Origin of the sequence: Enterobacter sp. CGMCC 5087 (assembly GCF_003144775.1) — a bacterium.
Classification (GTDB): Bacteria; Pseudomonadota; Gammaproteobacteria; order Enterobacterales; family Enterobacteriaceae; genus Enterobacter; species Enterobacter cloacae_M.
Genome location: NZ_QFXN01000196.1, coordinates 1 through 24,172, shown reverse-complemented (window position 1 = coordinate 24,172; position 24,172 = coordinate 1). Strand labels below are relative to the sequence as shown.

The window sequence follows — 24,172 nt, the reverse complement described above, 5'->3', positions numbered from 1 at the left end:
CCGGGGGCTTTTTTTTGTGAATGGCTCCGAAATACTACCGGTAAAATAGCCCCTCAGAGATCCTCCATAAGCGGGAAGATATGGACATCAAAGTCCTGCGCGTTTACAGGTGCTGGCGGAAAAACGCCACCGTGGCGTCGAGCGCCGTTGGCGTGATGCGGTGGCGGACGCCCGGTTCCCACAGGCAGGTCAGATTACCGTCCAGCCCTTCATTCATTAACGCCTGCTGCAGACGGAAGGTTCCCTCAGGCGGGACCACATCATCCGCGTCACCGTGCCACAGCAGCAGCGGGCGATCGGCCACGCGCGGCAATGCCCGGGTCACTTCCCACTCTGCCAGCGTCGCGGTCATTTCCGTTAAATCCTGAGGGGGAAAAAGGGTCTTCGCCAGCGAAGTAAAGTAGCCCGAGCCCATCAGACAGGCGACAGACTTCACTTCAGGATGATGCGTCATAATCCCCAGCGCCGTCATACCGCCCATCGATGCCCCGGCTACCGCCAGACGATTGTCGGCCACCAGCCCTGCCTCATAAAGCGCATCGCGCAGCCCGGAAAACTCGGTCAGACTCCCGTGCAGAATGTGCCAGAACTGCCCCAGCCGCGCCTGTTCATTACCCGTAAAGCGTGCGCCGTGGTCGGGTGCATCTGGCATCACCACGCGAAAACCCGCCTGCGCCAGCGCTACCGCAAAATAACTGTAAACCAGCTTCGATGAGGTAAACCCATGATAAAAAACCACAACAGGCAGCGGTTTATCACGTTTACCCTCTGGCATCGCGTGTAAAACTTCATGGTCGCCGAGGTGGCGTATTTCAATTTCAATCATTGTCGACCCTGTGCGAATCTATGATTCATAATGTTGAGAACTGGGTTACGCTTTCGCGTCATTTTCATTCGAAATATACGTCCCAGATAACACTTCGGGAACATTCCCCCAAAACTAAATTCACAGACAACTACACTATGGCTATCAGGAAACGAGATATGGTTATGCGCAGGTTTGCTGCTTTATTGCTGGTGTTTCTGCTGAGTGGCTGTAGCGCGCTGCAGGGAACGCCGCAACCCGCTCCACCGGTCGCCGATCATCCACAGGAGATTCGTCGTAATCAGACGGAAGGATTACAACGAATGGGCACCATCTCCGCGCTGGTTCGCGGCTCTCCGGATGACGCAGAATCGGCAATAAAAGCACAGGCCGTCGCCGTCAAAGCAGATTATTACGTCATCATTATGATCGACGAAACCATCATAACGGGACAGTGGTACTCACAGGCCATTTTGTACCGCAAATAATGGTTTTCCTTTGAACGAGATTTACACTGCTTTGCGTCCATAGACATTTTCCTGTCCACAATAAACTCCACGCCCGCATCAATGGAAGGGAGTTTATTAGCGAAGGATTGCCCGGCGGATACCGGATATTTGTGAAATGGAGCTGACGATGAAACGAACTCTTGCTTTGACCTCACTGTTGCTCTCAGCAGGCCTGCTGAGCACCACCGCGCAGTCAGCAGAATTCGCCAGTGCTGATTGTGTGACTGGCCTGAATGAAATTGGCCAGATCTCCGTGAATAATATCTCGGGGAGCCCGCAAGACGTTGAACGTGTCGTGGCATTAAAGGCCGATGAGCAGGGTGCTTCATGGTATCGCATCATCCAGATGCAGGAAGATAACCATATCGACCACTGGCGGGTACAGGCCATTCTCTACGTGTAAACTCCCTCCTGATAAAAGCCACTTATTTTTAGTGGCTTTTCGTTTTTGCAAATTTTTTATCTTATATAAAACCAATAAAGAACAATTAAATAACATTTTGTTACATTAAAACAGTAAACGTAATCCCCGCTCTGCCGTTGAAGAACCATAACTTTTCAATGATGAGCAATTTATGATCAACTTTTTCCGCCGTGCGGGCCTGGGGTCGAAACTCTCGCTGCTAACTGGCGTCAGTGTCGCCACACTGTTTCTGCTATTCACTTTTCTGCTCAGCCAAAAAGCCAGCCAGCAGCTTGAAGCCCTTGCGGTCGAAGATCTGCATAATCAGTCCACCGGCATGGTCGACATGGTGCAGATGTTTAATACCAGCCTGAGTGAAGAGGTTGAGAGCTATACCCGTCTGTTCACCACCTTTTTACCGCAGCCCCTGAACATTGATAATTCCCAACCCCAGACGATTAACGGACTTCGCGTTCCGCTTCTGAAAGGCGGAGACACCGGGCTGCATGAAAATAACACCCTTTCGGACGAGTTCCTGAACCGTACAGGAGCCATTTCGACGCTGTTTGTACGCAGCGGTAACGACTTTGTTCGCGTAGCCACTTCCCTGCGCAAAGAGAATGGCGAGCGGGCAATGGGTACCGTTCTGGATAACGCCAGCCCGGCCTTTGCCGCCGTCAACAAAGGTGAAGTCTACCGCGGCCTGGCGCTGCTGTTTGGCAAACGCTACATCACCCAGTACCAGCCCGTTAAAAACGCCGAAGGGCAGGTCATTGCGATCGTCTTTGTCGGGGTGGACATCACCCACTCCTGGAACGTCATGCGCGAGAAAATCCTAAACCGCCGCCTGGGCGAGAGCGGTCACTTCTTCGTGCTGGATCGCAGCAACGGCAAAACGCGCGGGCAATACCTGTTCCATGCCGGCGAAGAGGGAAAACTGCCGAAGTGGGACGCAGCGACGCAGCAACAGCTTCAGAGTGACAAACCCGGCACGCTGGAGCGTACAAGCGACGACGGTCGGACGCTGAAAATGGCCTATACCCCGCTGCCGGGCTGGAACTGGACTATCGTGGGCGAAGTGGATAAATCGGTGCTGCTCTCAAGCGTTACCGCCATGCGCGATCGCTTCCTGCTGGCCGGCGTGGTCTTATCCATCCTTTTTGCTGGCCTGTTCGTGGTCATTATTCGCCGCGTGCTGACCCGACCGCTGCGCAACGTGATCCATCTTGCCAGACAATATGCCGCAGGGGATCTCCGTTCCAGCCTGCCCGTGACGCGTCAGGACGAAGTCGGCCAGCTGATCGATGCTATCAACGGCATCGGCGGCGGCCTGCAAAAAATTGTGCTGCAGGTCCGCGAGGCCGCTGGCGAGATCCATTTGGGCACCAACGCGCTGGCCGCCGACACCGGCGAGATTTCAGAGCAGATCAACAAGCAGGCGAGCAGCGTGGAAGAGACCTCCGCCAGCATGGAGCAGCTGGCCGCCACCGTGCAGCAAAATGCCGCCAACATGGAGCAAACGCAGCAGCTGGTCGGTGAAACCTCGCTCGCGGTCCATCAGGGCGGTGAGACGGTCACCCACGCGGTATCGACCATGGACGATATTCGCGAAGCGTCAAAACGCATCGAAGACATCACGCGCGTGATCGAATCCATCGCTTTCCAGACCAATATTCTGGCGCTGAATGCGGCAGTGGAAGCGGCCCGCGCGGGTGAGCACGGAAAAGGGTTTGCGGTAGTCGCGCAGGAAGTTCGCGCCCTGGCGGGACGCAGCGCTAACGCGGTGAAGGAGATTGAACAGCTGATTGGCGATACGCTCAGAAAAGTGAGTGAGGGCCATGCGCTGTCTGAAAAGACCCGCCTGGCGATGGATGACATCATCATTCATATCGATAACATCAGCCAGCTGGTCACCGAGATTAACCATGCCTCACGCGAGCAGTCCGCAGGAATTGGCCAGGTTAATCTCGCCATGACCCACATTGGCGAAGCGTCGCATATCAATGCCGATCGTATCTCACGCAGCGAACAAACGGCTCAAACGCTGCGCGAGAAGGGATCACATCTGGCCCAGCTGGTGAGTCTGTTCCAGCTAAAAGGCTAACCGACTCTGCCCGTCGCACGCAGCAGCAGGTCACTTTGCACCTGCTCGCTCATCAGCGTGCCGCCACGGGTATCCAGCATCATGCGGCACCACGCCTGCGCCACCGGGGGCGACGCATGCCGCAGCATCTGGCTTCCGGCACCCAGCAGGAAAAGCTGCTGCGCGATCTCCCGCCCCTGCGCCTCCTGCGGTTTACGCAGTTTTTGCTGAAGCTGTCGCCAGCTGCGATCGAAGTGTCTGTCCTGCCCTTTCACCTGCGCAAACTCGTCGGCAAGCAGGTCGTGAATACCCGGCTGCTTCGCCAGCACGCGCAGAACGTCCAGACACATGATATTTCCTGACCCTTCCCAGATGCTGTTCACCGGCATCTCACGGTACAGGCGGGGAAGTTCGCTCTCTTCGCAATATCCGATCCCGCCCAGCACCTCCATCGCCTCAGCGACAAACGGGATGCCCGCTTTGCACACGCTAAATTTCGCGGCCGGGGTAAACAGCCGCGCCCATGCCGCCTCCTGCGGATCCGCGCGTTTATCCCACGCCCGCGCCAGGCGGAACAGCAGCGCCGTTTGCCCCTCCAGCACCAGCGCCATCCGGCTTAGCACTTCGCGCATGAGCGGCTGATCGATAAGATTTTTGCCGAAGGTCTGACGCTGGTGGGCATGGTACAGCGCCACGGACAGCGCACGGCGCATCAGTCCGTGGCTGCCCAGCGCGCAGTCAAATCGCGTCAGACCGCCCATTTTGAGGATCTGCCGTACCCCTTCGCCCTCTTCCCCCAGCAGCCAGCCGGAGGCATCAAGAAACTCCACCTCGCTGCTGGCGTTGGAGCGGTTCCCGAGCTTGTCCTTGAGGCGCTCCAGCCGGACGGCGTTGCGCTGTCCGTCAGGCAAAAAGCGCGGCACAAAAAAGCAGGACAGCCCGCCCTTCGCCTGGGCCAGCACCAGATGCGCATCGCTTTGCGGGACGGAGAAAAACCATTTATGCCCCACCAGCCGGTAGCTGCCGTCGCTGCATTTTTCCGCTTTGGTGGTATTGCTGAGCACGTCCGAGCCGCCCTGCTTTTCCGTCATCCCCATACCGATCAGCAGGCCGCGCTTTTGCGCGCCGGGGGCCAGATGCGGATCGTAGCGATCGCTGAGCAGCGGCGTCAGCCAGTCGTGAAATATTTTGGGGAGCGCCTGCTGCAGCAGCGGCGTGGCGGCAAACGTCATGGTGACAGGGCACAGCGTGCCCGCCTCCACCTGCGCATGCAGCACAAAGCGCGCGGCCCGAGCGACAAACGCCCCTTTACGCGCCTCCTCTTCCCACGCCAGGTTATGCACGCGGTTGGCGCAAAGCCCCTGCATCAGCAGATGCCAGGCCGGATGAAAACGCACGTCGTCCAGCCGCTCGCCCGTGGCGTCATAGCGTAACAGCTCGGGCGGATTAACGTTTGCCAGCCTGCCCAGCTCCAGTGATTCCGCCGTACCCAGCTGCTGGCCGATGCTGGCGAGCAGCTCAATATCCCACTCGGCCCCTTCACGCGCGACCGCATCGCGCAGGGCGCAGTCCGAGAGGAAAAGGTTGCTGTTGGAAAGCGGTGCAGGTTGATTGAAAACGGTGTGGGTCTGCCAGTGCATGCTGTCTCCCTCCTTCAGTGGCAATGACGATAAGTATGGACAGACCGCGCACGCGCTGCATGGGAGGGGAGTCACACGTTCACGATCCCGCTGATATCATTCGTGAAATAGCTCACAGAACATAAGAATAAACTATTTCATGACTTCGTTTTTGTTGAATAATTTATTCTTACCCTTTTCAGTGAGGATCGTTATGCAACCGGACGCGCACAAGCGAGCATTAATTGCAGGCTCCATTGGTAACTTTATCGAGTGGTATGAGTTTGCGGTCTACGGTTTTCTGGCGACCGTCATTGCGAAAAACTTCTTCCAGCTTGAAGGAGAGGCGGGGCTGACCAGCCTGATCCTCACCTACGCCTCGTTTGCCATCGCCTTCTTCTTCCGCCCGCTGGGTGCGGTGGTGTTTGGCCGCATCGGCGACCGGATTGGCCGTAAGCCGACGCTAATCATCGTGCTGGTACTGATGACGCTCGCTACCGCCGCCATCGGCATCGTGCCGGTCTACGCCAGCATCGGGATTGCCGCGCCGCTGATTATTACGCTGCTGCGCATCCTGCAGGGGCTGTTCGCGGGCGGCGAGTACGGCGGTGCGGTCTCGCTGATGACGGAGTTCGCCCCGCGCGGCAAGCGTGGGCTCTATGGCGCGTGGCAGTCCTTTACGGTGGCGCTGGGGCTGCTGGCGGGCGCAGGCATCGTGGCGCTGCTCTCCGCCCTTCTCACGCCGGAGGCATTGCACGACTGGGGCTGGCGCATTCCGTTCTTCCTGGCGCTGCCTATGGGCGTTGTGGCGCTGTGGCTTCGCGTCAGCATGGAAGAGACGCCCAGCTTTGTGCAGCAGCAGGATAAACCGGCTGTCGCTCAGGCGGATACTGCCGCTACGCTCCGGGCCATCGTGATGGGGATTGGGCGCGTAATGGTCTGGTCTGCGGCGGGGTACACCTACCTGGTGATTATGCCGACCTATCTGCAGTCGGCGCTGCACACCGGGTTTAACCAGGCGCTGTTGATAGCGGTGATTTCGAATATTGGTTTTGCGCTGACCATTATTCCGTCGGGGATCCTGAGCGACCGGATCGGACGCCGCACGGTGATGATTATCGCCACCGCGCTGCTGCTGATCCTCGCCCTTCCGCTGCTGAAAATCCTGCAGGCGGAGTCGAGTACGCTGGCGGTGAAGGCTGGTGTGGTGTTGATTGCGGGCGGTCTGGTGGGCATGCTGGCGGGGCCGGGCCCGGCGATGCTGTCTGAGATGTTCCCGACGCGCGTGCGCTATACGGGGCTGGGGCTGGCCTACTCGTTGTCGAACGCGATTTTCTCGGGATGCGCAGGGCTAATCATTACCGGGCTGATTAAGCAGACGGGCAACCTGGATATTCCGGCGTATTACGTGATGGCGACGGCGGTAGTGAGTATTTTCTCGCTGATGACGCTGAGGAAGGACGACCATTTGCGGTCGTTAGAGGAGTGAGGTTGTCAACGTCTGGTACCCTCTCCCACGGGGAGAGGGAGAAAACACAAAAGGCCGTCCTGTGGACGGCCTTGCTGTTTATTCTCCGCGCTGACGCACCGCTTCAAACAGGCAGATGCCCGTCGCAACGGAAACGTTCAGGGACGACACGCTGCCCGCCATCGGTATGCTGATCAGCTCGTCGCAGTGCTCGCGGGTGAGACGACGCATGCCTTCGCCTTCCGCACCCATCACCAGCGCCAGACGGCCGGTCATTTTGCTCTGGTACAGAGTATGATCCGCTTCACCGGCGGTACCGACGATCCAGATATTCTCTTCCTGCAGCAGACGCATGGTGCGCGCGAGGTTGGTCACGCGGATCAGCGGAACGTTTTCCGCCGCGCCGCAGGCCACCTTCTTCGCCGTCGCGTTCAGCTGCGCGGAGCGATCTTTCGGCACGATCACCGCGTGCACGCCCGCCGCATCGGCGCTGCGCAGGCACGCGCCGAGGTTGTGCGGATCGGTAACGCCGTCGAGGATCAGGAAGAACGGATTCTCGAGCTCAGCGATCAGATCCGGCAGATCGTTTTCCTGATACTGACGACCCGGCTTCACGCGGGCAATGATCCCCTGGTGCACCGCACCTTCGCTTTTCTCATCCAGGAACTGGCGGTTCGCCAGCTGAATCACCACGCCCTGCGCTTCCAGCGCGTGGATCAGCGGCATCAGACGCTTATCTTCACGCCCTTTCAGAATAAACACTTCCTGAAAACGCTCCGGTGCGCGCTCGAGAAGGGCCTGCACCGCGTGGATGCCGTAAATCATTTCACTCATTGATGGTTCTCGTAATAAGTATTTCCCCTCCCCCGCTGGGGAGAGGGTCAGGTTGAGGGGAGAATTTACTCCGCCTGCTTTTTCTTGGCCGCGCGCTTCGCTTTGGTGGCGGCAGCGATTTTCTGCGTTTTCGCGGAAGGTTTTTTCGCTGAGCGGGCTTGTTTCTTCGCCGCCTTCGGCTTCTGTTTCTTCTCGCCGCGGAACGCGCTGTCCGGCTCGAAGTTTACCTTCTTGCCCGCCTGACGACGTTTACCGCCGCCCGGTTTACCGTTACCGGTTTTTTTCGCCCTTTCACGCTCGGTTTTACCGACGTTACGCGGCGCGCGCTCGCTGGAGATCAGGCTGAAGTCGATCTTACGGTCGTCCATATTCACGGCTTCGACCTTCACTTCCACACGGTCCCCCAGACGATACGTCTGGCCGCCAGATTCGCCAATCAGGCGCTGGCCGACCTGGTCGAAGCGGTAGTAGTCGTTATCCAGGCTGGAGACGTGCACCAGACCGTCGATGAACAGCTCGTCCAGACGAACGAAGAAACCAAAGCCGGTCACGCTGGCAATCACGCCTTTGAAGACGTTACCGACCTGATCGAGCATAAAGTCACACTTCAGCCAGTCCGCCACGTCGCGTGTTGCTTCATCGGCACGACGTTCGGCCATGGAGCAGTGCTGACCCAGCTGCAGCATCTCTTCCATCGAATAGTGGTAACCACCGGTTTCGGTGGTGTTCCCTTTATGGCCCTGCTCCTGCGCCAGCAGATACTTGATCGCACGGTGCAGAGAGAGGTCAGGATAACGACGGATCGGCGAGGTGAAGTGGGCGTAAGACTGCAGCGCCAGGCCGAAGTGGCCGCGGTTTTCCGGATCGTAAATCGCCTGCTTCATAGAGCGCAGCAGCATCGTCTGCAGCATTTCTGCATCCGGACGATCGCTAATGGATTCCAGCAGCTCGGCGTAATCGCGCGGCTCTGGCTTGTTGCCTCCGGGCAGTTCCAGACCCAGTTCAGCCAGCACGGAGCGGAACGACGTAATGGCTTCCGTGGTCGGCTTATCGTGAATACGGAACAGCGCTGGCTCTTTGGCTTTCTCGACGAAACGTGCCGCCGAGATATTCGCCAGGATCATACACTCTTCGATCAGCTTGTGCGCGTCGTTACGCTGGGTCTGCTCGATACGCTCAATGCGGCGTTCGGCGTTGAAGATGAATTTCGCCTCTTCACTCTCAAACGAGATCCCGCCGCGCTCTTCGCGCGCCTGATCCAGCGTTTTGTAGAGGTTATGCAGCTCTTCGATATGTTTGACCAGCGGCGCGTATTGTTCGCGCAGATCCTGGTCGCCCTGCAGCATATGCCAGACCTTGGTATAGGTCAGACGCGCGTGCGAGCTCATTACCGCTTCGTAGAACTTGTAGCCGGTTAAGCGCCCTTTGGTGGAGATGGTCATCTCGCAAACCATACAGAGGCGGTCAACCTGCGGGTTCAGGGAGCATAGGCCGTTAGACAGCACTTCCGGCAGCATCGGTACAACCTGAGACGGGAAGTAGACCGAGGTACCGCGGCTGCGCGCTTCGTTATCCAGCGGGGTGTGCGGACGGACGTAATAGCTTACGTCAGCGATAGCAACCCACAGGCGCCAGCCACCGCCGCGCTTTTTCTCGCAGTAGACGGCGTCATCAAAGTCGCGGGCGTCTTCACCGTCGATAGTGACCAGCGGCAGGGAGCGCAGATCCACGCGGCCCACTTTGGACTCTTCCGGCACTTCTTCGCGCAGGCTTTCGATCTGATCTTCAACCGCTTTCGGCCAGATGTACGGAATTTCATGGGTGCGCAATGCCATATCAACGGCCATCGTGGTGCCCATGTTATCGCCCAGCACTTCGACGATTTTACCTACCGCTTTGGTGCGACGGGTTGGGCGCTGGGTGAGTTCCACCACCACCACAAAGCCCATGCGGGCACCCATCACCTCTTCAGGTGGGATGAGGATGTCGAAGCTCAGACGGCTGTCGTCCGGCACCACGAAGCCCACGCCGGCGTCGGTAAAGTAGCGGCCGACGATCTGGCTGGTTTTTGGCACCAGAACGCGCACGACGCGCGCTTCGCGGCGGCCTTTACGGTCAGCGCCCAGCGGCTGCGCCAGGATCTGGTCGCCGTGGATACACATCTTCATCTGCTCAGATGAGAGGTACAGATCGTCTTTACGGCCTTCCACGCGCAGGAAGCCGAAGCCATCGCGGTGACCAATGACGGTCCCTTTCAGCAGATCGAGACGTTCTGGCAGCGCGTAGCACTGGCGGCGGGTAAAGACCAGTTGCCCGTCGCGCTCCATCGCGCGCAGGCGGCGGCGAAGGGCTTCAATTTGCTCTTCACCTTCAATGTTTAATTCAACGGCAAGTTCTTCACGATTGGCGGGTTTTTCGCGTTTTGTTAAGTGTTCAATGATGAACTCGCGGCTGGGAATAGGATTCGCGTATTTTTCGGCTTCGCGTTCCTGGAAAGGATCATGTGACATGTCGGTTCCTCCGTTGTCAGCTCCGGTGGAAATTTTCTTCATTCCACCAGCAATAATTTATAAAGCGGTTGATTCTCTTCAACCAAATCGGCCAGCGTGTAGTTATCCAGTTCCATGAGAAAACTTTGCACGGCCTTTGAAAGCGCCTTTTTCAGGCGGCAAGCGGGCGTGATGTGGCAGAACTCGCTGCTGCAGTTCACCAGGGACAGCGGCTCCAGTTCACGTACCACATCGCCAACACGAATACTCTGTGCCGGTTTACCGAGACGGATCCCACCATTCTTCCCGCGGACGGCAGCAACGTATCCGGCACGACTAAGTTGATTGATTATTTTGACCATATGATTACGGGATACGCCGTAGACCTCTGTGACTTCAGAGATACTGGTCATCTTCCCATCGGGTAACGACGCCATGTAAATCAGCGCACGTAAGCCGTAATCGGTGAAACTTGTTAACTGCACATCAACCTCAGGAAAAAGGGAAAACGCGGTCAAACCGCAGAGATATTCATTAATGATGATAAACCAGCCAGATAGTGAGCGGCTAATTTATTTGACAGACGGGGCGAAAAAGCGGAGATCCAGGAGCGGTCGCCGGATGGCGCTACGCTTATCCGGCCTACGGGTCTCCCCGCAGGCCAGCAGTCACGAAGATTATGCGTCGAACGGGTCGCGCAGAATCATCGTTTCAGTACGATCCGGGCCGGTAGAAATAATATCGATCGGCACTTCGGTCAGTTCTTCAATACGCTTGATGTAATCCAGCGCCGCCTGCGGCAGGCCGCTACGCTCTTTCACACCAAAAGTGGTCTCAGACCAGCCCGGCATGGTTTCGTAGATTGGCTCAATGCCTTCCCAGTCGTCAGCAGCCAGCGGAGTGGTGGTCACTTCGCGGCCATCTGGCATACGGTAGCCTACGCAGATTTTCACTTCTTTCAGGCCGTCCAGTACGTCCAGCTTGGTCAGGCAGAAGCCAGACAGGGAGTTGATCTGCACTGCACGACGCACGGCAACCGCATCCAGCCAGCCGGTACGACGACGACGACCGGTGGTCGCGCCAAACTCGTTACCCTGCTTGCACAGGAACTCGCCGGTTTCATCAAACAGCTCGGTCGGGAATGGACCCGCACCCACGCGAGTGGAGTACGCTTTGATGATGCCCAGCACGTAATCCACATAACGTGGCCCCAGGCCAGAGCCGGTCGCCACGCCACCTGCAGTGGTGTTAGAGGACGTAACGTACGGATAGGTACCGTGGTCGATGTCCAGCAGCGTACCCTGCGCACCTTCGAACATGACGAAATCGCCACGCTTACGCGCCTGGTCCAGCAGATCGGAGACGTCAACAACCATACCGGTCAGAATGTCAGCGATCGCCATGACGTCATCCAGCACTTTCTGGTAGTCAACAGCGTCAGCTTTGTAGAAGTTCACCAGCTGGAAGTTGTGATATTCCATCACTTCTTTCAGTTTTTCAGCGAAGGTTGCTTTGTCGAAGAGGTCGCCCACGCGCAGACCGCGACGTGCAACTTTATCTTCGTAAGCCGGGCCGATACCACGACCGGTGGTGCCGATCGCTTTCGCGCCGCGCGCTTTCTCACGCGCTACGTCCAGCGCCACGTGATAGTCCAGAATCAGCGGGCAGGCTTCGGAGAGCAGCAGACGCTCACGAACAGGGATACCACGGTCTTCCAGACCTTTCATCTCTTTCATCAGCGCAGCAGGAGACAGCACAACGCCGTTACCGATGATGCTGGTGACGTTTTCGCGAAGAATGCCTGATGGAATAAGATGGAGGACGGTTTTTTCACCGTTGATTACGAGAGTATGGCCTGCGTTGTGACCGCCCTGGTAGCGTACAACATATTTAGCCCGTTCAGTCAGAAGATCAACAATCTTCCCTTTACCTTCGTCACCCCATTGGGTGCCCAGTACGACGACGTTGTTACCCATTTTTTTCAAAATCACCGTTTGCTTAAAAATGGATTCTACCATCGCTTTTTCAGATATACAGCACTTTTTGACCTCAAAATACGCCGATTGCGCCTACTTTTTGATCAGCCAATCGTTTTCCTCAACATGTAGTAGATCACGATGCCCGCAACCACAAGACCGCCGCCAAAACGACGCAAAATATTATCCGGCAGTTGGCTCATCGTGGCGATCATTCGGCGCCAGGCGCGCGGATAAAGCATCGGTCCAAGACCTTCCAGCACCAGGACCAGGGCAAGTGCGAGCCAGATCGTTGAATTCATTTTTATTCCTTATAAAAGAAAACCACCGCTCCGTTGAGAGCGGTGGTTTGAATACTCAAACGAGCCTGAGTTTATCGCGTTGCGTTAGTCGGCGTCTTCATATAACGGAAGAAATCGCTGTCCGGGCTGAGCACCATCACATCCTGGTTGCTCTGGAAGCTATTCTCGTAAGCGCGCAGGCTACGGATAAAGGCGTAGAAGTCAGGATCCTGGCTGAAAGCATCAGCAAACAGCTTCGCCGCTTCGGCATCGCCTTCACCGCGCAGGATACGGCCCTGACGCTCAGATTCCGCCAGCGTCTTGGTGACTTCATAGTCCGCTGCTGCACGCAGCTTCTCAGCCTCTTCCTGGCCCTGTGAACGGTGACGACGGGCTACCGCTTCACGCTCGGCGCGCATACGGTTGTAAATCGCCTCGGACACTTCAACTGGCAGGTTGATCTGCTTGATACGCACGTCAACCACTTCGATACCCAGCGCAGCCATACTGTTCGGGTTGATCACCGGCACTTTACCGTTAGTCTCCGCCTGAACGCGTTCAGCCGCTTTGGCAATCGCATCATCTGCTGCCGGCGTTGAAACTTCATCTTCAGTGCCCGCTGTACCGGAGTTCAGCGCATCGCGAACTTCCAGGGTCAGACGACCACGGGAGTCGGTCACGATGTCTTTCACATCCAGACGACCAATCTCGGAACGCAGACGGTCAGAGAACTTACGTTTAAGCAGCACTTCTGCCTGAGAAACGTCGCCGCCGCCCGTTGCCAGGAAGTAACGGCTGAAATCGCTGATGCGCCATTTGATATAGGAATCAACGATCAGGTCTTTCTTCTCTTTGGTCACGAAACGGTCGGCCTGGTTATCCATGGTCTGGATACGTGCATCCAGCGTTTTCACGGACTGAATGAACGGCACCTTGAAGTGCAGACCCGGCTCGTAAATCACCGGGCGTTTGTCGCCATCACGCACGACGCTGCTGAACTGGAACTTAATCCCACGCTCGCCTTCTTTCACCACAAAAATCGAGGTATAAAGCGCGACCAGTACGATGACGATGATCGCAATAACTGACTTACGCATCCTTATTCCCCCTGACGCTGGTAGTCGTTACGCTGCGCGTTAGCACGGCGTTGGTCCATAATGTCACCATCGTTCGAAGAAGGCGTTGTGTTCGTGCTGGCGCTGCCTGTTGAGGCTGGCGGCAGACGCAGCAGGTTGTTCGCGCCGCTGGTGTCGCCTTTCGCTGCTGGCGCAGAACTGCCTTTCAGCATCTGATCCAGCGGCAGAACCATCAGGTTTCCGCCTTTACTGTCGTTAACCAACACTTTGCGGGTGTGGCTCAGCACTTTTTCCATGGTCTCGATATAGAGACGCTCACGGGTAATTTCCGGTGCCGCTTTATATTCCGGCAGGATCTTCGCGAAGCGGGCCACTTCACCCTGAGCTTCCAGGATGGTCTGCGTTTTATACGCGCGCGCTTCTTCCAGAATACGCTGCGCCTGACCGTTAGCGCGTGGCTGAACTTCGTTGGTGTACGCTTCTGCTTCACGGATGTACTGCTGTTCGTTTTCACGGGCAGCAATCGCATCGTCAAATGCGGCTTTCACCTCTTCCGGCGGACGCGCAGCCTGGAAGTTGACGTCCAGCAGGGTAATACCCATGTTGTACGGACGAATGGTCTCTTCCAGCTCGCGCTGGGTATCGCTACGAATAACGGTACGACCTTCGGTCAGAATACGGTCCATGGTGTATTTACCGATCACACCGCGCAGGGCGCTGTCGGTCGCCTGACGCAGGCTGTCATCGGCGCTGGTCACGCTAAACAGATAACGCTCAGGATCGGTCACGCGGTACTGCACGTTCATCTCAACGCGCACCACGTTTTCGTCAGAAGTCAGCATCACGCCAGAGGCGGCCAGTTCACGGACGGATTCCACGTTTACCGCGGTCACGTCATCAATGAAGGTCGGCTTCCAGTTCAGACCCGGCTCAACCAGATGGCTGAACTTACCGAAACGGGTAACCACGCCGCGTTCTGCTTCTTTAATGGTGTAGAACCCGCTGGCTGCCCAGATGATGACTACCGCAGCGGCCACGATGCCCACTACGCGGCCACCCATTGGCGGGCGCGAACTCTGAGTGGAATTGCCACCCGAGCCAGAACCTTTTCCTCCGCCAAGGCCACCAAGCTTCTTGCTCAGTTTGCGGAAGATATCATCCAGATCCGGCGGCCCCTGCTCGCGACCACCTTTGTTGCCATTTCCCTCAGAGTTGCCGCCAGGTTTGCTGCTTCCCCACGGGTCGCGGTCTTGTCCGTTATTACCGGGCTGATTCCACGCCATGTATATGCTCCATATTTGTTATGCAAGGGCGAATTATTCAGGCATCCCCTTTCTGATCAGACGATATAGTCGACCAGCGCAGGTTCTTGTTTACAGAGGCGACGCCAGTCAACGATCGGCATACGCACCTGCATCCCCACGCTGCCGTCATCCTCCATCCACTCTTTTTCTATCGCCTGAAGCTGATAAAACCGGCTGCGCAGCCTGCCTTCCTGTGGCGGCAGTCGCAGCGTGTGCTGAGCTACCTCACCGGAAAGACGTTCTGTCAAAGCCTGGAAAAGCAGTGGCACACCAATACCGGTCTGGGCAGAAAGCCAGACCCGAATCGGTTTGTTTTCTTCATCTCTGTCGATACGCGGTTCGAAATCGTCCAGCATATCGATCTTATTCATGACCAACAGCGTTGGGATCTCGTGGGCGTCGATCTCTTCGAGCACCACGTTCACCGCGTCGATGTTCTCCTGCACGCGCACGTCTGCCGCATCAATCACGTGCAGCAGCAGAGTCGCCTGTCGCGTCTCCTGCAGGGTGGCTTTAAACGCCGCCACCAGGTCATGCGGCAGGTGGCGGATAAACCCTACGGTATCCGCCAGCACCGTTTCACCAACGTCTGCAACTTCAATACGGCGCAGCGTAGGGTCCAGGGTCGCAAACAGCTGGTCTGCGGCATAAACCTGGGCCTCGGTTATCTGGTTAAACAGGGTGGATTTACCGGCGTTGGTATAGCCCACCAGCGACACCGTCGGGATGTCGGCTTTGGTTCGCGCCCGACGCCCCTGTTCGCGCTGTTTCTCTACACGTTCCAGACGTGAAAGGATCTGGGTAATTCGGCCACGCAGCAAACGACGGTCGGTTTCGAGCTGGGTTTCACCCGGGCCGCGCAAACCAATCCCGCCTTTTTGTCTTTCAAGGTGTGTCCAGCCACGCACCAGACGCGTTGCCAGATGGCGCAGCTGCGCCAGCTCAACCTGCAGTTTCCCTTCGTGGGTACGTGCACGCTGAGCAAAAATATCTAAAATCAAACCCGTGCGATCGATAACACGGCATTCGCAAAGGGCTTCCAGGTTGCGCTCCTGGGCTGGAGACAGCGCATGATCAAACAACACGACTGACGCGCCGGTTGCTTTTACGGCATCCGCAATTTCGACTGCTTTACCTTCACCAACAAAATACTTTGGGTGCGGCGCTTTACGGCTACCGGTAATCACCTGCATTGCTTCGACACCGGCGGAAGAGACCAGAGATTCAAACTCCTGGAGGTCTTCCATATCTTTGTCTTGCGAAAAATAGATGTGTACCAGCACCGCCTGCTCACCGGCATCATAACGGTCAAACAAGCGTAAACCTCTCTAAAAAGATCAGCGGGGAACGCAGGATCCCTGGCTCCCCGTGTGGATAACAGTGCGAAACCTTATTCGGTTTCGTCGCTGTCCTGCGCCGGCGTTGAAGAACCCTGCGCGTTGCTGCCATGATGGTAGTTACTACCAGTGCCGCCGCCAGCGTTATTGCTGTGATGAGATACCGGACGGGACGGAACAACAGTAGAAATAGCGTGCTTGTAGACCATCTGACTGACCGTGTTTTTCAACAGAATCACAAACTGATCGAAAGACTCAATCTGACCTTGCAGCTTAATACCATTCACCAAATAAATAGAAACTGGAACACGTTCCCGACGCAATGCGTTCAGGAACGGATCTTGTAAAGATTGCCCCTTAGCCATTCTATCTTTTCCTTATATGCTTGTTTTGTACTTAGAACCTTGCGATTCTGAAAAATTGCGCACGATACGTCTCAATTGTACACATTCAGTGAGCGATATCACCAACAACCTCAATCACTTCGTTTAACGCCTGTTGCGGTTTTTCACTGTCTAACCAGTGAACACCCTCCCAACCGCGCAACCAGGTGATCTGGCGCTTCGCTAACTGTCTCGTGGCGCAAACACCTCTATAAACCATTTCATCGTATGAAATCTCACCTTCAAGATACGACCACATCTGGCGGTATCCCACACAACGAATGGAAGGCATGTCCGTATGCAAATCTCCACGGGCAAATAGCGCCCGCACTTCTGCTTCAAAATCTGAAGCTAACATCTGATGAAAACGCTGCTCAATTCGCTGATGGAGCAGTTCACGGCTCGCCGGGGCGATGGCGAACTGATGCACCTGATACGGCAGAGCGTCTCCTGACGTTTGCGTCAGTTCCGTTAAAGTTTTACCCGAAATGAAAAAAACTTCCAGTGCCCGGGAAAGCCTTTGCGGATCATTTGGATGGATCCGTGCTGCTGCAACCGGGTCAATCTCCGCCAGTTGCTGATGCAAAACGTCCCAACCCTGCTCTGCCGCCTGCTGCTCAATTTTCGCTCTTATTTCCGGATCCGCGGATGGCAGAGGTGACAACCCCTCCAGCAACGCCTTGAAATAGAGCATGGTTCCGCCAACCAACAGCGGTATACGTCCCGCCGCCGTTATCTCGGCCATCTCGGCTAAGGCATCCCGACGGAAATCCGCTGCGGAGTACGCCTGAGCCGGGTCGAGAATATCCAGCAAACGGTGCGGTGCCGCACGCAGCTCTTCTGCGTCAGGCTTCGCCGTGCCGATGTCCATCCCTCGGTAGATGAGGGCGGAGTCGACGCTAATCAACTCTACAGGCAAAACTTTACGCAACTCAATGGCTAGCGCCGTTTTGCCGGAGGCCGTTGGGCCCATTAAAAAAATTGCCTTAGGCAGGCTCGCCTTACTTGCGTCAATCATGTTTCAGGGCGTTCATCGCCGTTTGTAAATCAACAGGTTGTAATAACCCACCCGGCGGCGTTTTCACCAGATGCGGACAGAGGCGTTCCACCTCCGCCAGCACGCTAATGGCCTGCGCCATACTCCACGGCGCGTGTTCGCTTGCCAGATGGCGGGCGATCCACTGCGCGGTGTTGGCGGCATCAAACGATGTTTGCTGCGCCAGGTAGCCTATCAGTTCAGGAATCAAGTTTTGTAAATTTTGTTGGCGTAAGGGTAAAGGCACTGCACGAATTGTCACATGTTGTGGTTCGAGCACAGTTTCAATACCCATTTGCGCCAGCTGCGGCTCGGCGCGCTGTAATACCCTTGTTTCTTCAGGGGATATCTTCAGGCGAACCGGAATTAACAACGGCTGCGCGCAGGCTGCATTTTCGCCTGGCGTGAGCTGCACCTGCTTGAGCCAGCGTTCGGCGACCGGCAGTGCCAGAAGCATCAATTTGCCGTCACGTTCAAGCAGTGCCATATCCGGCGCGATAATCGTCAGCACCCGGCCAAAACTTTGGCTATGCCCGTCCAGAGAAGGCTGAGCGGCCGGAATGTGCTCTTTACGCTCCGCGGCTGGCGTTTCCAGCAGCTTGCGGTACAACGCGCCCTGCTGCTTCTGATAGCCAGGCTGGGCATTCGGGTAGTTCGCACCCGTTGGACGCGGTGCGCTCCCGGCCTGGGAGAAACGCGGAGCTTCCGGTTCACGCGCGACGGCAGGCTCCGCAAAATGGTTGCGCCCTGCCGCTACACGGTTTTCAGGCAGCGGACGCGGCGCAGGAGTGTCGTTTTCAAGCGGCAGCGTTGGCTCTGCCTGCTGCTGCAACACGGTGGCCACTCCTTGATAAATGAAGTCATGAACCAGACGCGACTGGTGGAACCGCACCTCATGTTTGGCAGGATGAACGTTCACATCCACCTGATGGGGAGCGATTTCCAGATAAAGGACGAAAGCAGGCTGCTGCTCGGCCCCGAGTTTGTCTTCGCAGGCCTGGCGAATCGCGTGATTGATGAGGCGGTCGCGCATCATGCGGCCGTTTACGTAGCAATACTGAATTTCAGAGAACGCAGCACTGCTCGCATTTGGATCGGCAACCCAGCCGCGTAAAGCCAGGTCGCCGTGCTGCCACTCAATGGCCAGAGCCTGTTCCAGAAACGGCGTCCCGCAGATAGCGCCCAGGCGACGCTCTTTCTGTCCACCTTCCGCCACCGCGCGGTACTGGCGCATCACCTTACCGTTATGGCTGAGGTTGATGGCGACATCGAAGCGGGCCAGCGCAATACGGCGAATGATCTCGTCGATATGGCCGAACTCGGTCTTCTCGGTACGCATAAACTTGCGTCGGGCGGGGGTATTGTAGAAGAGATCTAATACTTCAAGCGTCGTGCCGACAGGGTGCGCCGCGGGTTTGACCGTCACATCCATATCGCGCCCTTCGGCGTAAGCCTGCCAGGCTTCCTGCTGTTCAGCGGTACGGGAGGTCAGCGTTAAACGCGAAACCGAGCTGATACTCGCCAGCGCCTCACCGCGAAAGCCGAGGCTAATAATCGCTTCCAGGTCATCCAGAGAAGCTATTTTACTGGTGGCGTGACGGGCCAGCGCCAGCGCCAGCTCCTCTTTTTTAATGCCGCAGCCGTTGTCGCGAATGCGGATAAGCTTTGCGCCACCGCGCTCGATATCAATATCGATGCGGGTCGCGCCCGCATCGAGGCTGTTTTCCACCAGCTCCTTCACGACCGACGCAGGGCGTTCCACCACCTCACCGGCGGCGATTTGGTTCGCGAGCTGCGGCGGTAGAACCTGAATCGGCATGAATTCTCCTTAGTTGGTCGCGGTCATCTCACCCGGCAGCGCTGCGCTGGCCGTCTGGGCAGAGCCGCTCTGTGGCGCAGACTGCAGAGGATGCGCCTCAAAATATTTGCGTAAACCGTTATAAATCGCTTCGGCAATTTGCTGCTGGTAACTGTCGCTTCCCAACAGACGCTCTTCACCGTTGTTACTGATAAAGCCCGTCTCCACAAGGATGGACGGGATATCTGGCGAGCGCAGAACGCCGAGGCTGGCATGTTCTGGACGGCGTTTATGCAGCACGCCAACGCTTTGCAGCTGGTTCAATACGTTAGTGGCGACATCATACCCGACGCGCTGAGAATGACCGAACTGTAAATCCAGCACCGCCTGGCTGAGGTACGGATCGGACTGGCTGTTCGCCAGCACGTCGCCCGCGCCGCCTAACAGTTCAGACTGCTTCTCATGCTCTTCCAGCCAGTTGGCCATTTCGCTGTTAGCGCGACGGTTCGACAGCACCCAAACCGAGGCGCCGGTCGCGCTACGATTCGGTGCGGCGTCCGCATGAATGGAGACCAGGAAGTTCGCGTTTTGCTTACGCGCCACGTCCGAGCGTCCCATTACCGAAATAAAGTAGTCCCCGTCGCGGGTCAACACGCCTTTAAACATAGGGTCGTCATTGAGCAGCGAACGCAGTTTACGCGCGATTGCGATAGTGACGTTTTTCTCTCGCGTGCCGCCAGGGCCAATCGCCCCGGGGTCTTCCCCGCCGTGACCCGCATCAATGGCGATAATCACTTTGTCACCGCTGACCGTCGCGCGTCGCGCGCTGGCCGCAGGGCGCGTCACCGTATCGCTGCTGGTTGCCGCGGTAATGCGGTCGTTCTGCGATTTAAACGGATTACGCGCAGGTTCAGAAGGACGCGGCGTATACACCGGTTCTTCCACGCGCTTCGCTACGACCGGCGGCGGTGGAGGCGGTGGCGGCGCGTCGGCATTGATGGTAAACACCACCGTATAGTTCGCCCCGTTTTGCTGCTTCACCGCCTTCGTTTTGCCCTTTTCGGTCAGATCGACCACCAGGCGTAACGACTGGCTATCCTGCGGCGTTCCCGAACGGATACTTTTCACCAGATTGTTACCGCTGAACCGCAGCGGTAGGCCCTGGATCACGCCAGTTTGTTTGATATCCAGCGCCACGCTGTGGCTGTCTGGCTGTGAAAACGCATATTCAGGATCGCCCATAAAGCTGAACGTGATCCGGGCCTGGCTTTCGCCGTTTGATACCTGAATATCTGAAAGGTTTGCCGCCCCGGCCTGCGCGCACAGCAGCACGGTGGCAGCCAACAACCAACCTTTAACGCGATTTATCATCCCGTCATCCCTACGCTTAACCGGCCAGTCGCGCCAGTAAGGAACTGCCTGATGAGGAAACAGCACTGATGCGTGCCTCACGCCCTTGTGCCTGGTAATCTAAGTGAATTTCGACATCCGGGTCAGGCAGCACACCCGCACCTTGTTGCGGCCACTCCACCAGGCAAATGGCGTCGTTGGCAAAATAATCACGGATCCCCATAAATTCCAGCTCCTCAGGATCCGCAAGGCGGTATAAATCGAAGTGATACACCATGAGATTTTCAAGGGTGTACGGTTCTACCAGCGTGTAGGTTGGGCTTTTCACATTCCCGTTATGCCCTAACGCCTGCAAAAAACCCCGGCTGAAGGTGGTTTTACCCGCACCTAAATCACCATACAGATAAATGACGGTTGCCCCCTGACAGGCCTGCGCCACACGCTTGCCGAGTTCTAAAGTGGCTTGTTCATCAGGTAAAGGAATCGCTCGATTAGTCATTTTCTACGTCAATCACATCCGGGTTAACAACACGCCGCAGCGTGCAAAAAAGATCGGTGGCCAGCATGCCGCGTGTACCGTAACGCGCGGCCAGTTTATCCGCCGCGACACCGTGGGCCACGCAGCCCGCGCAGGCTGCATCATAAAGGGGAAGTTTCTGTCCAAGCAATGCGCCAATGATGCCGGAAAGCACATCGCCCATGCCGCCGCTTGCCATGCCCGCATTTCCGGCATCGATAATGCCCTGCGTCTCGTCACTGGCGACAACGGTTCCTGCCCCTTTCAAAACAGCAACACCTCCGTAACGTTTTACCAGACGCTGAGCAGAAAGTAAGCGATCGCTTTCAATTTCTGCCACGCTGCAGTTAAGCAGTCGCGCGGCTTCGCCGGGGTGTGGCGTCAGAATGCGATTGTGACGCTTATCGGGGTTTATTGCCAGAAGGTTAAGCGCGTCGGCATCCCACAGCATCGGTTTACGAAAATTCTCGACCTTTTGCAGGGCCTGTTTGCCCCATGCCTGCTGCCCAAGCCCGGGGCCAATCACTACCACGTCCGCCCATTCCAGGCTTTCTTCAAGCGACTGAGGCGTAAGCTCATGGACCATCAGCTCCGGTCGGGCTGTAACGATCGGCGCTATATTCTCAATGCGAGTGAGTACTCGCACTAATCCGGCACCGCTGCGCAGAGCCGCCTCGCCGGTCATGCGAATCGCACCTGCCGTACCATGATCGCCGCCAATAATCACCAGCCTGCCGTGATCGCCCTTATGGGACGTTGGCCGGCGCGGCGGGAGCCACGCCGCAAGCTGGGATGCATCAAAACGCGCGAGGTGCGTTTCCTGCCCGGCCAGCCAGCTCTCCAGCCCCAGCGCATGGTGGTGCAACATGCCGACCACATCCCGCGCTTTACCGGTCAGTAGCCCCGGCTTGAGGGCGATGAAGGTCACCGTAAGTGCAGCCTCAATGACCGCTCCCGGCGTCGCGCCGGTTTGTGCAATCAGGCCTGAGGGAATATCCAGGGCGACGACCGGCGCGGAATGTCTGTTAGCGTGTTCAATAAGCGCGGCAATGTTCTCGCGAGGCGCACTGCGTAGCCCGGTACCCAGCAGACCGTCAACAATCAGATCCACCTCTTCCGGCCAGACGATATCAGGCGCATGAATCACACCGCCTGCGTTAAGCCACGCCTCCCGCGCCGCGCTGGCCTCTTCCGGCAGCGGTTTATCACTCTCCAGGGCCAGCAACGTCACGCGGATACCTGCCACAACCGCCAAACGGGCGACAACGTAGCCGTCGCCGCCGTTATTGCCGTGACCGCACAGAATCAGCCAGTGGTCGGCCTGCGGGTACGCGCTGCGGGCAACGTTAAACGCCGCCTCACCCGCGCGCAGCATCAGTTCATAAAGGGTAATCCCGAGGCTGTCTGCGGCCTCTTTTTCGGCGCGCCGGAGGTCATCCGCATGCCAGATGGAATGTGGTATACTTGCGGGGTTTTTCTTCACCGTATGGTCCGTCATGTCACAGCCCCTCGATCTCAATGAATTAGCGCAAAAAATAAAACAGTGGGGTGCTGAGCTTGGCTTCCAGAAGGTGGGCATTACCGATACCGACCTCTCCGCCAGCGAGCCAAAACTGCAGGCCTGGCTGGACAAACAATACCACGGCGAAATGGAGTGGATGGCGCGTCATGGCATGATGCGCGCCCGCCCTCACGAGCTTTTGCCGGGCACATTACGCGTCATCAGCGTGCGCATGAACTATCTGCCCGCCAACGCGGCCTTTGCGCGCACGCTAAAAAATCCCTCTCTGGGTTACGTCAGCCGGTACGCCCTGGGACGTGATTACCATAAGCTCTTGCGTAACCGTTTAAAAAAACTCGGGGAAACTATTCAGCAGCACTGTGTTTCGCTGAATTTTAGACCCTTTGTCGATTCTGCGCCTATTCTTGAGCGCCCGATCGCAGAAAAAGCCGGACTTGGCTGGACAGGTAAGCACTCACTTATCCTCAGCCGCGACGCCGGTTCGTTCTTCTTCCTGGGTGAACTGCTGATTGATTTACCGCTGCCGGTAGACGGCCCGGTAGAGGAAGGCTGCGGACGCTGCGTGGCCTGCATGACCATCTGCCCGACGGGTGCCATCGTAGAGCCTTACACCGTTGATGCGCGCCGCTGCATCTCCTACCTCACTATCGAACTGGAAGGGGCCATTCCAGAGGAATTTCGACCGCTTATCGGCAACCGCATCTACGGCTGCGACGACTGCCAGCTGATCTGCCCGTGGAACCGCTATTCGCAGCTCACGGACGAAGAGGATTTCAGCCCGCGTAAGGCGCTGCATGCGCCGCAGCTCGTTGAGCTATTCGCCTGGACCGAAGCATGGTTCCTGAAAGTGACGGAAGGTTCGGCCATTCGCCGTATCGGTCATCTGCGCTGGCTGCGTAATGTTGCCGTCGCGCTGGGTAATGCCCCGTGGGATGAAGCCAATATTCGGGCGCTTGAAAGCCGTAGAGGTGAGCACCCACTTCTTGATGAGCACATAGAATGGGCGATTGCGCAGCAAATAGATAAGCGTAATACCTGCGCGATCGAGGTACAGCTACCGAAGAAACAGCGTCTGGTGAGGGTGATTGAAAAAGGGCTTCCGCGGGATGCCTGAACTATTCACAGCCTGTGAATAAAATTACAAACTCAAGCGCCATCTGGGCTGGAGAAGAGGTCAAGTGATCTCAATAACATTTTGAAATGAAAATTTATTTACTAAATACAGCACGTTACAAAGATATTATTCACCCTGCTAAGCTTTAACCCTGTTACGGTTAAGCGTAGTTTCTGTGGATAACTCTGTTCACAATAGTATTTCAGAGACGATAGAAAACGTCCCCAACGACTCTTTTCGCTGTGGATATTTTAGAGATTAAGAAGAA

General features: G+C 56.8%; 21 protein-coding genes. 5 read left to right on the top strand and 16 right to left on the bottom strand.

Annotation, left to right across the window (positions count from 1 at the left end; translation table 11 throughout):
• Positions 1 to 103: 103 nt before the first annotated feature.
• Positions 104 to 826, bottom strand: coding sequence for an esterase (yjfP, locus tag DEO48_RS16005; RefSeq protein ID WP_109845710.1), 723 nt, complete (start codon positions 824 to 826; stop codon positions 104 to 106).
• Positions 827 to 963: 137 nt separating this feature from the next.
• Here yjfP and bsmA point away from each other — a divergent pair, with 137 nt between their 5' ends.
• The 3 genes from bsmA to DEO48_RS15990 all read left to right on the top strand — a co-directional run bounded on the left by bsmA (position 964) and on the right by DEO48_RS15990 (position 3,821).
• Positions 964 to 1,293 carry a biofilm peroxide resistance protein BsmA gene (gene bsmA, locus DEO48_RS16000; protein ID WP_109845709.1) on the top strand — a complete coding sequence of 110 codons (330 nt, stop codon included), beginning with the start codon at positions 964 to 966 and terminating at the stop codon, positions 1,291 to 1,293.
• A gap of 136 nt (positions 1,294 to 1,429) precedes the next feature.
• Complete coding sequence (yjfN, locus tag DEO48_RS15995) at positions 1,430 to 1,717, top strand: DUF1471 family protease activator YjfN (protein ID WP_032645202.1); 288 nt, start codon at positions 1,430 to 1,432, stop codon at positions 1,715 to 1,717.
• A 172-nt stretch (positions 1,718 to 1,889) separates the two neighbouring features.
• The gene (locus DEO48_RS15990) at positions 1,890 to 3,821 is read left to right on the top strand and encodes a methyl-accepting chemotaxis protein (protein ID WP_109845708.1); all 1,932 of its coding nucleotides are present in this window, start codon (positions 1,890 to 1,892) and stop codon (positions 3,819 to 3,821) included.
• On the opposite strand, the gene DEO48_RS15985 is transcribed toward DEO48_RS15990, so the two are convergent.
• On the bottom strand, positions 3,818 to 5,440 hold the full coding sequence (locus DEO48_RS15985) for an isovaleryl-CoA dehydrogenase (protein WP_109845707.1): 1,623 nt from the start codon (positions 5,438 to 5,440) through the stop codon (positions 3,818 to 3,820). The two genes, DEO48_RS15990 and DEO48_RS15985, sit on opposite strands and share 4 nt — an antisense overlap.
• Positions 5,441 to 5,633: 193 nt before the next feature.
• Between DEO48_RS15985 and DEO48_RS15980 the strand changes: the two genes are divergently transcribed.
• A complete protein-coding gene (locus tag DEO48_RS15980) occupies positions 5,634 to 6,908 on the top strand; it encodes an MFS transporter (protein WP_109845706.1) in 1,275 nt (424 codons plus the stop codon).
• Between the two features lie 78 nt (positions 6,909 to 6,986).
• Here the strand turns inward: DEO48_RS15980 and rlmB are convergent, their stop codons facing one another.
• The 14 genes from rlmB to nnr form a co-directional block, all read right to left on the bottom strand.
• On the bottom strand, positions 6,987 to 7,721 hold the full coding sequence (gene rlmB / locus DEO48_RS15975) for a 23S rRNA (guanosine(2251)-2'-O)-methyltransferase RlmB (protein ID WP_028015258.1): 735 nt from the start codon (positions 7,719 to 7,721) through the stop codon (positions 6,987 to 6,989).
• Positions 7,722 to 7,786: 65 nt separating this feature from the next.
• Positions 7,787 to 10,231, bottom strand: a complete 2,445-nt coding sequence (gene rnr / locus DEO48_RS15970; protein WP_109845705.1) for a ribonuclease R — start codon at positions 10,229 to 10,231, stop codon at positions 7,787 to 7,789.
• A 38-nt stretch (positions 10,232 to 10,269) separates the two neighbouring features.
• Positions 10,270 to 10,695, bottom strand: coding sequence for a nitric oxide-sensing transcriptional repressor NsrR (gene nsrR, locus DEO48_RS15965; RefSeq protein WP_023310139.1), 426 nt, complete (start codon positions 10,693 to 10,695; stop codon positions 10,270 to 10,272).
• A gap of 192 nt (positions 10,696 to 10,887) precedes the next feature.
• Positions 10,888 to 12,186: an adenylosuccinate synthase gene (locus DEO48_RS15960; RefSeq protein ID WP_006178975.1), complete on the bottom strand. Its 1,299-nt coding sequence runs from the start codon at positions 12,184 to 12,186 to the stop codon at positions 10,888 to 10,890.
• A 104-nt stretch (positions 12,187 to 12,290) separates the two neighbouring features.
• Entirely contained in the window at positions 12,291 to 12,488 is a 198-nt protein-coding gene (locus DEO48_RS15955; RefSeq protein WP_003855996.1) for a DUF2065 domain-containing protein, read from the bottom strand.
• Positions 12,489 to 12,559: 71 nt separating this feature from the next.
• Positions 12,560 to 13,564: a protease modulator HflC gene (hflC, locus tag DEO48_RS15950; protein WP_023334250.1), complete on the bottom strand. Its 1,005-nt coding sequence runs from the start codon at positions 13,562 to 13,564 to the stop codon at positions 12,560 to 12,562.
• A 2-nt stretch (positions 13,565 to 13,566) separates the two neighbouring features.
• On the bottom strand, positions 13,567 to 14,826 hold the full coding sequence (gene hflK / locus DEO48_RS15945) for an FtsH protease activity modulator HflK (RefSeq protein ID WP_048977329.1): 1,260 nt from the start codon (positions 14,824 to 14,826) through the stop codon (positions 13,567 to 13,569).
• Between the two features lie 56 nt (positions 14,827 to 14,882).
• Positions 14,883 to 16,163: a ribosome rescue GTPase HflX gene (hflX, locus tag DEO48_RS15940; RefSeq protein ID WP_109845704.1), complete on the bottom strand. Its 1,281-nt coding sequence runs from the start codon at positions 16,161 to 16,163 to the stop codon at positions 14,883 to 14,885.
• A 74-nt stretch (positions 16,164 to 16,237) separates the two neighbouring features.
• Complete coding sequence (gene hfq / locus DEO48_RS15935; protein ID WP_008502919.1) at positions 16,238 to 16,549, bottom strand: RNA chaperone Hfq; 312 nt, start codon at positions 16,547 to 16,549, stop codon at positions 16,238 to 16,240.
• A gap of 85 nt (positions 16,550 to 16,634) precedes the next feature.
• Positions 16,635 to 17,585 carry a tRNA (adenosine(37)-N6)-dimethylallyltransferase MiaA gene (miaA, locus tag DEO48_RS15930; protein ID WP_023310135.1) on the bottom strand — a complete coding sequence of 317 codons (951 nt, stop codon included), beginning with the start codon at positions 17,583 to 17,585 and terminating at the stop codon, positions 16,635 to 16,637.
• Positions 17,578 to 19,422 (bottom strand): DNA mismatch repair endonuclease MutL, encoded by a 1,845-nt coding sequence (gene mutL, locus DEO48_RS15925; protein ID WP_109845703.1) that lies wholly within the window; start codon positions 19,420 to 19,422, stop codon positions 17,578 to 17,580. The genes miaA and mutL overlap by 8 nt, the downstream gene beginning before the upstream one ends.
• Before the next feature lie 9 nt (positions 19,423 to 19,431).
• Positions 19,432 to 20,772 carry an N-acetylmuramoyl-L-alanine amidase AmiB gene (gene amiB / locus DEO48_RS15920; RefSeq protein WP_048979085.1) on the bottom strand — a complete coding sequence of 447 codons (1,341 nt, stop codon included), beginning with the start codon at positions 20,770 to 20,772 and terminating at the stop codon, positions 19,432 to 19,434.
• Between the two features lie 16 nt (positions 20,773 to 20,788).
• A complete protein-coding gene (gene tsaE / locus DEO48_RS15915; RefSeq protein ID WP_013095283.1) occupies positions 20,789 to 21,250 on the bottom strand; it encodes a tRNA (adenosine(37)-N6)-threonylcarbamoyltransferase complex ATPase subunit type 1 TsaE in 462 nt (153 codons plus the stop codon).
• Positions 21,243 to 22,766 (bottom strand): bifunctional ADP-dependent NAD(P)H-hydrate dehydratase/NAD(P)H-hydrate epimerase, encoded by a 1,524-nt coding sequence (gene nnr, locus DEO48_RS15910; protein ID WP_109845702.1) that lies wholly within the window; start codon positions 22,764 to 22,766, stop codon positions 21,243 to 21,245. The genes tsaE and nnr overlap by 8 nt, the downstream gene beginning before the upstream one ends.
• On the opposite strand from nnr, the gene queG reads away from it, so the two are divergent.
• A complete protein-coding gene (gene queG / locus DEO48_RS15905) occupies positions 22,765 to 23,904 on the top strand; it encodes a tRNA epoxyqueuosine(34) reductase QueG (RefSeq protein ID WP_109845701.1) in 1,140 nt (379 codons plus the stop codon). The genes nnr and queG overlap by 2 nt on opposite strands.
• Positions 23,905 to 24,172 lie beyond the last annotated feature (268 nt).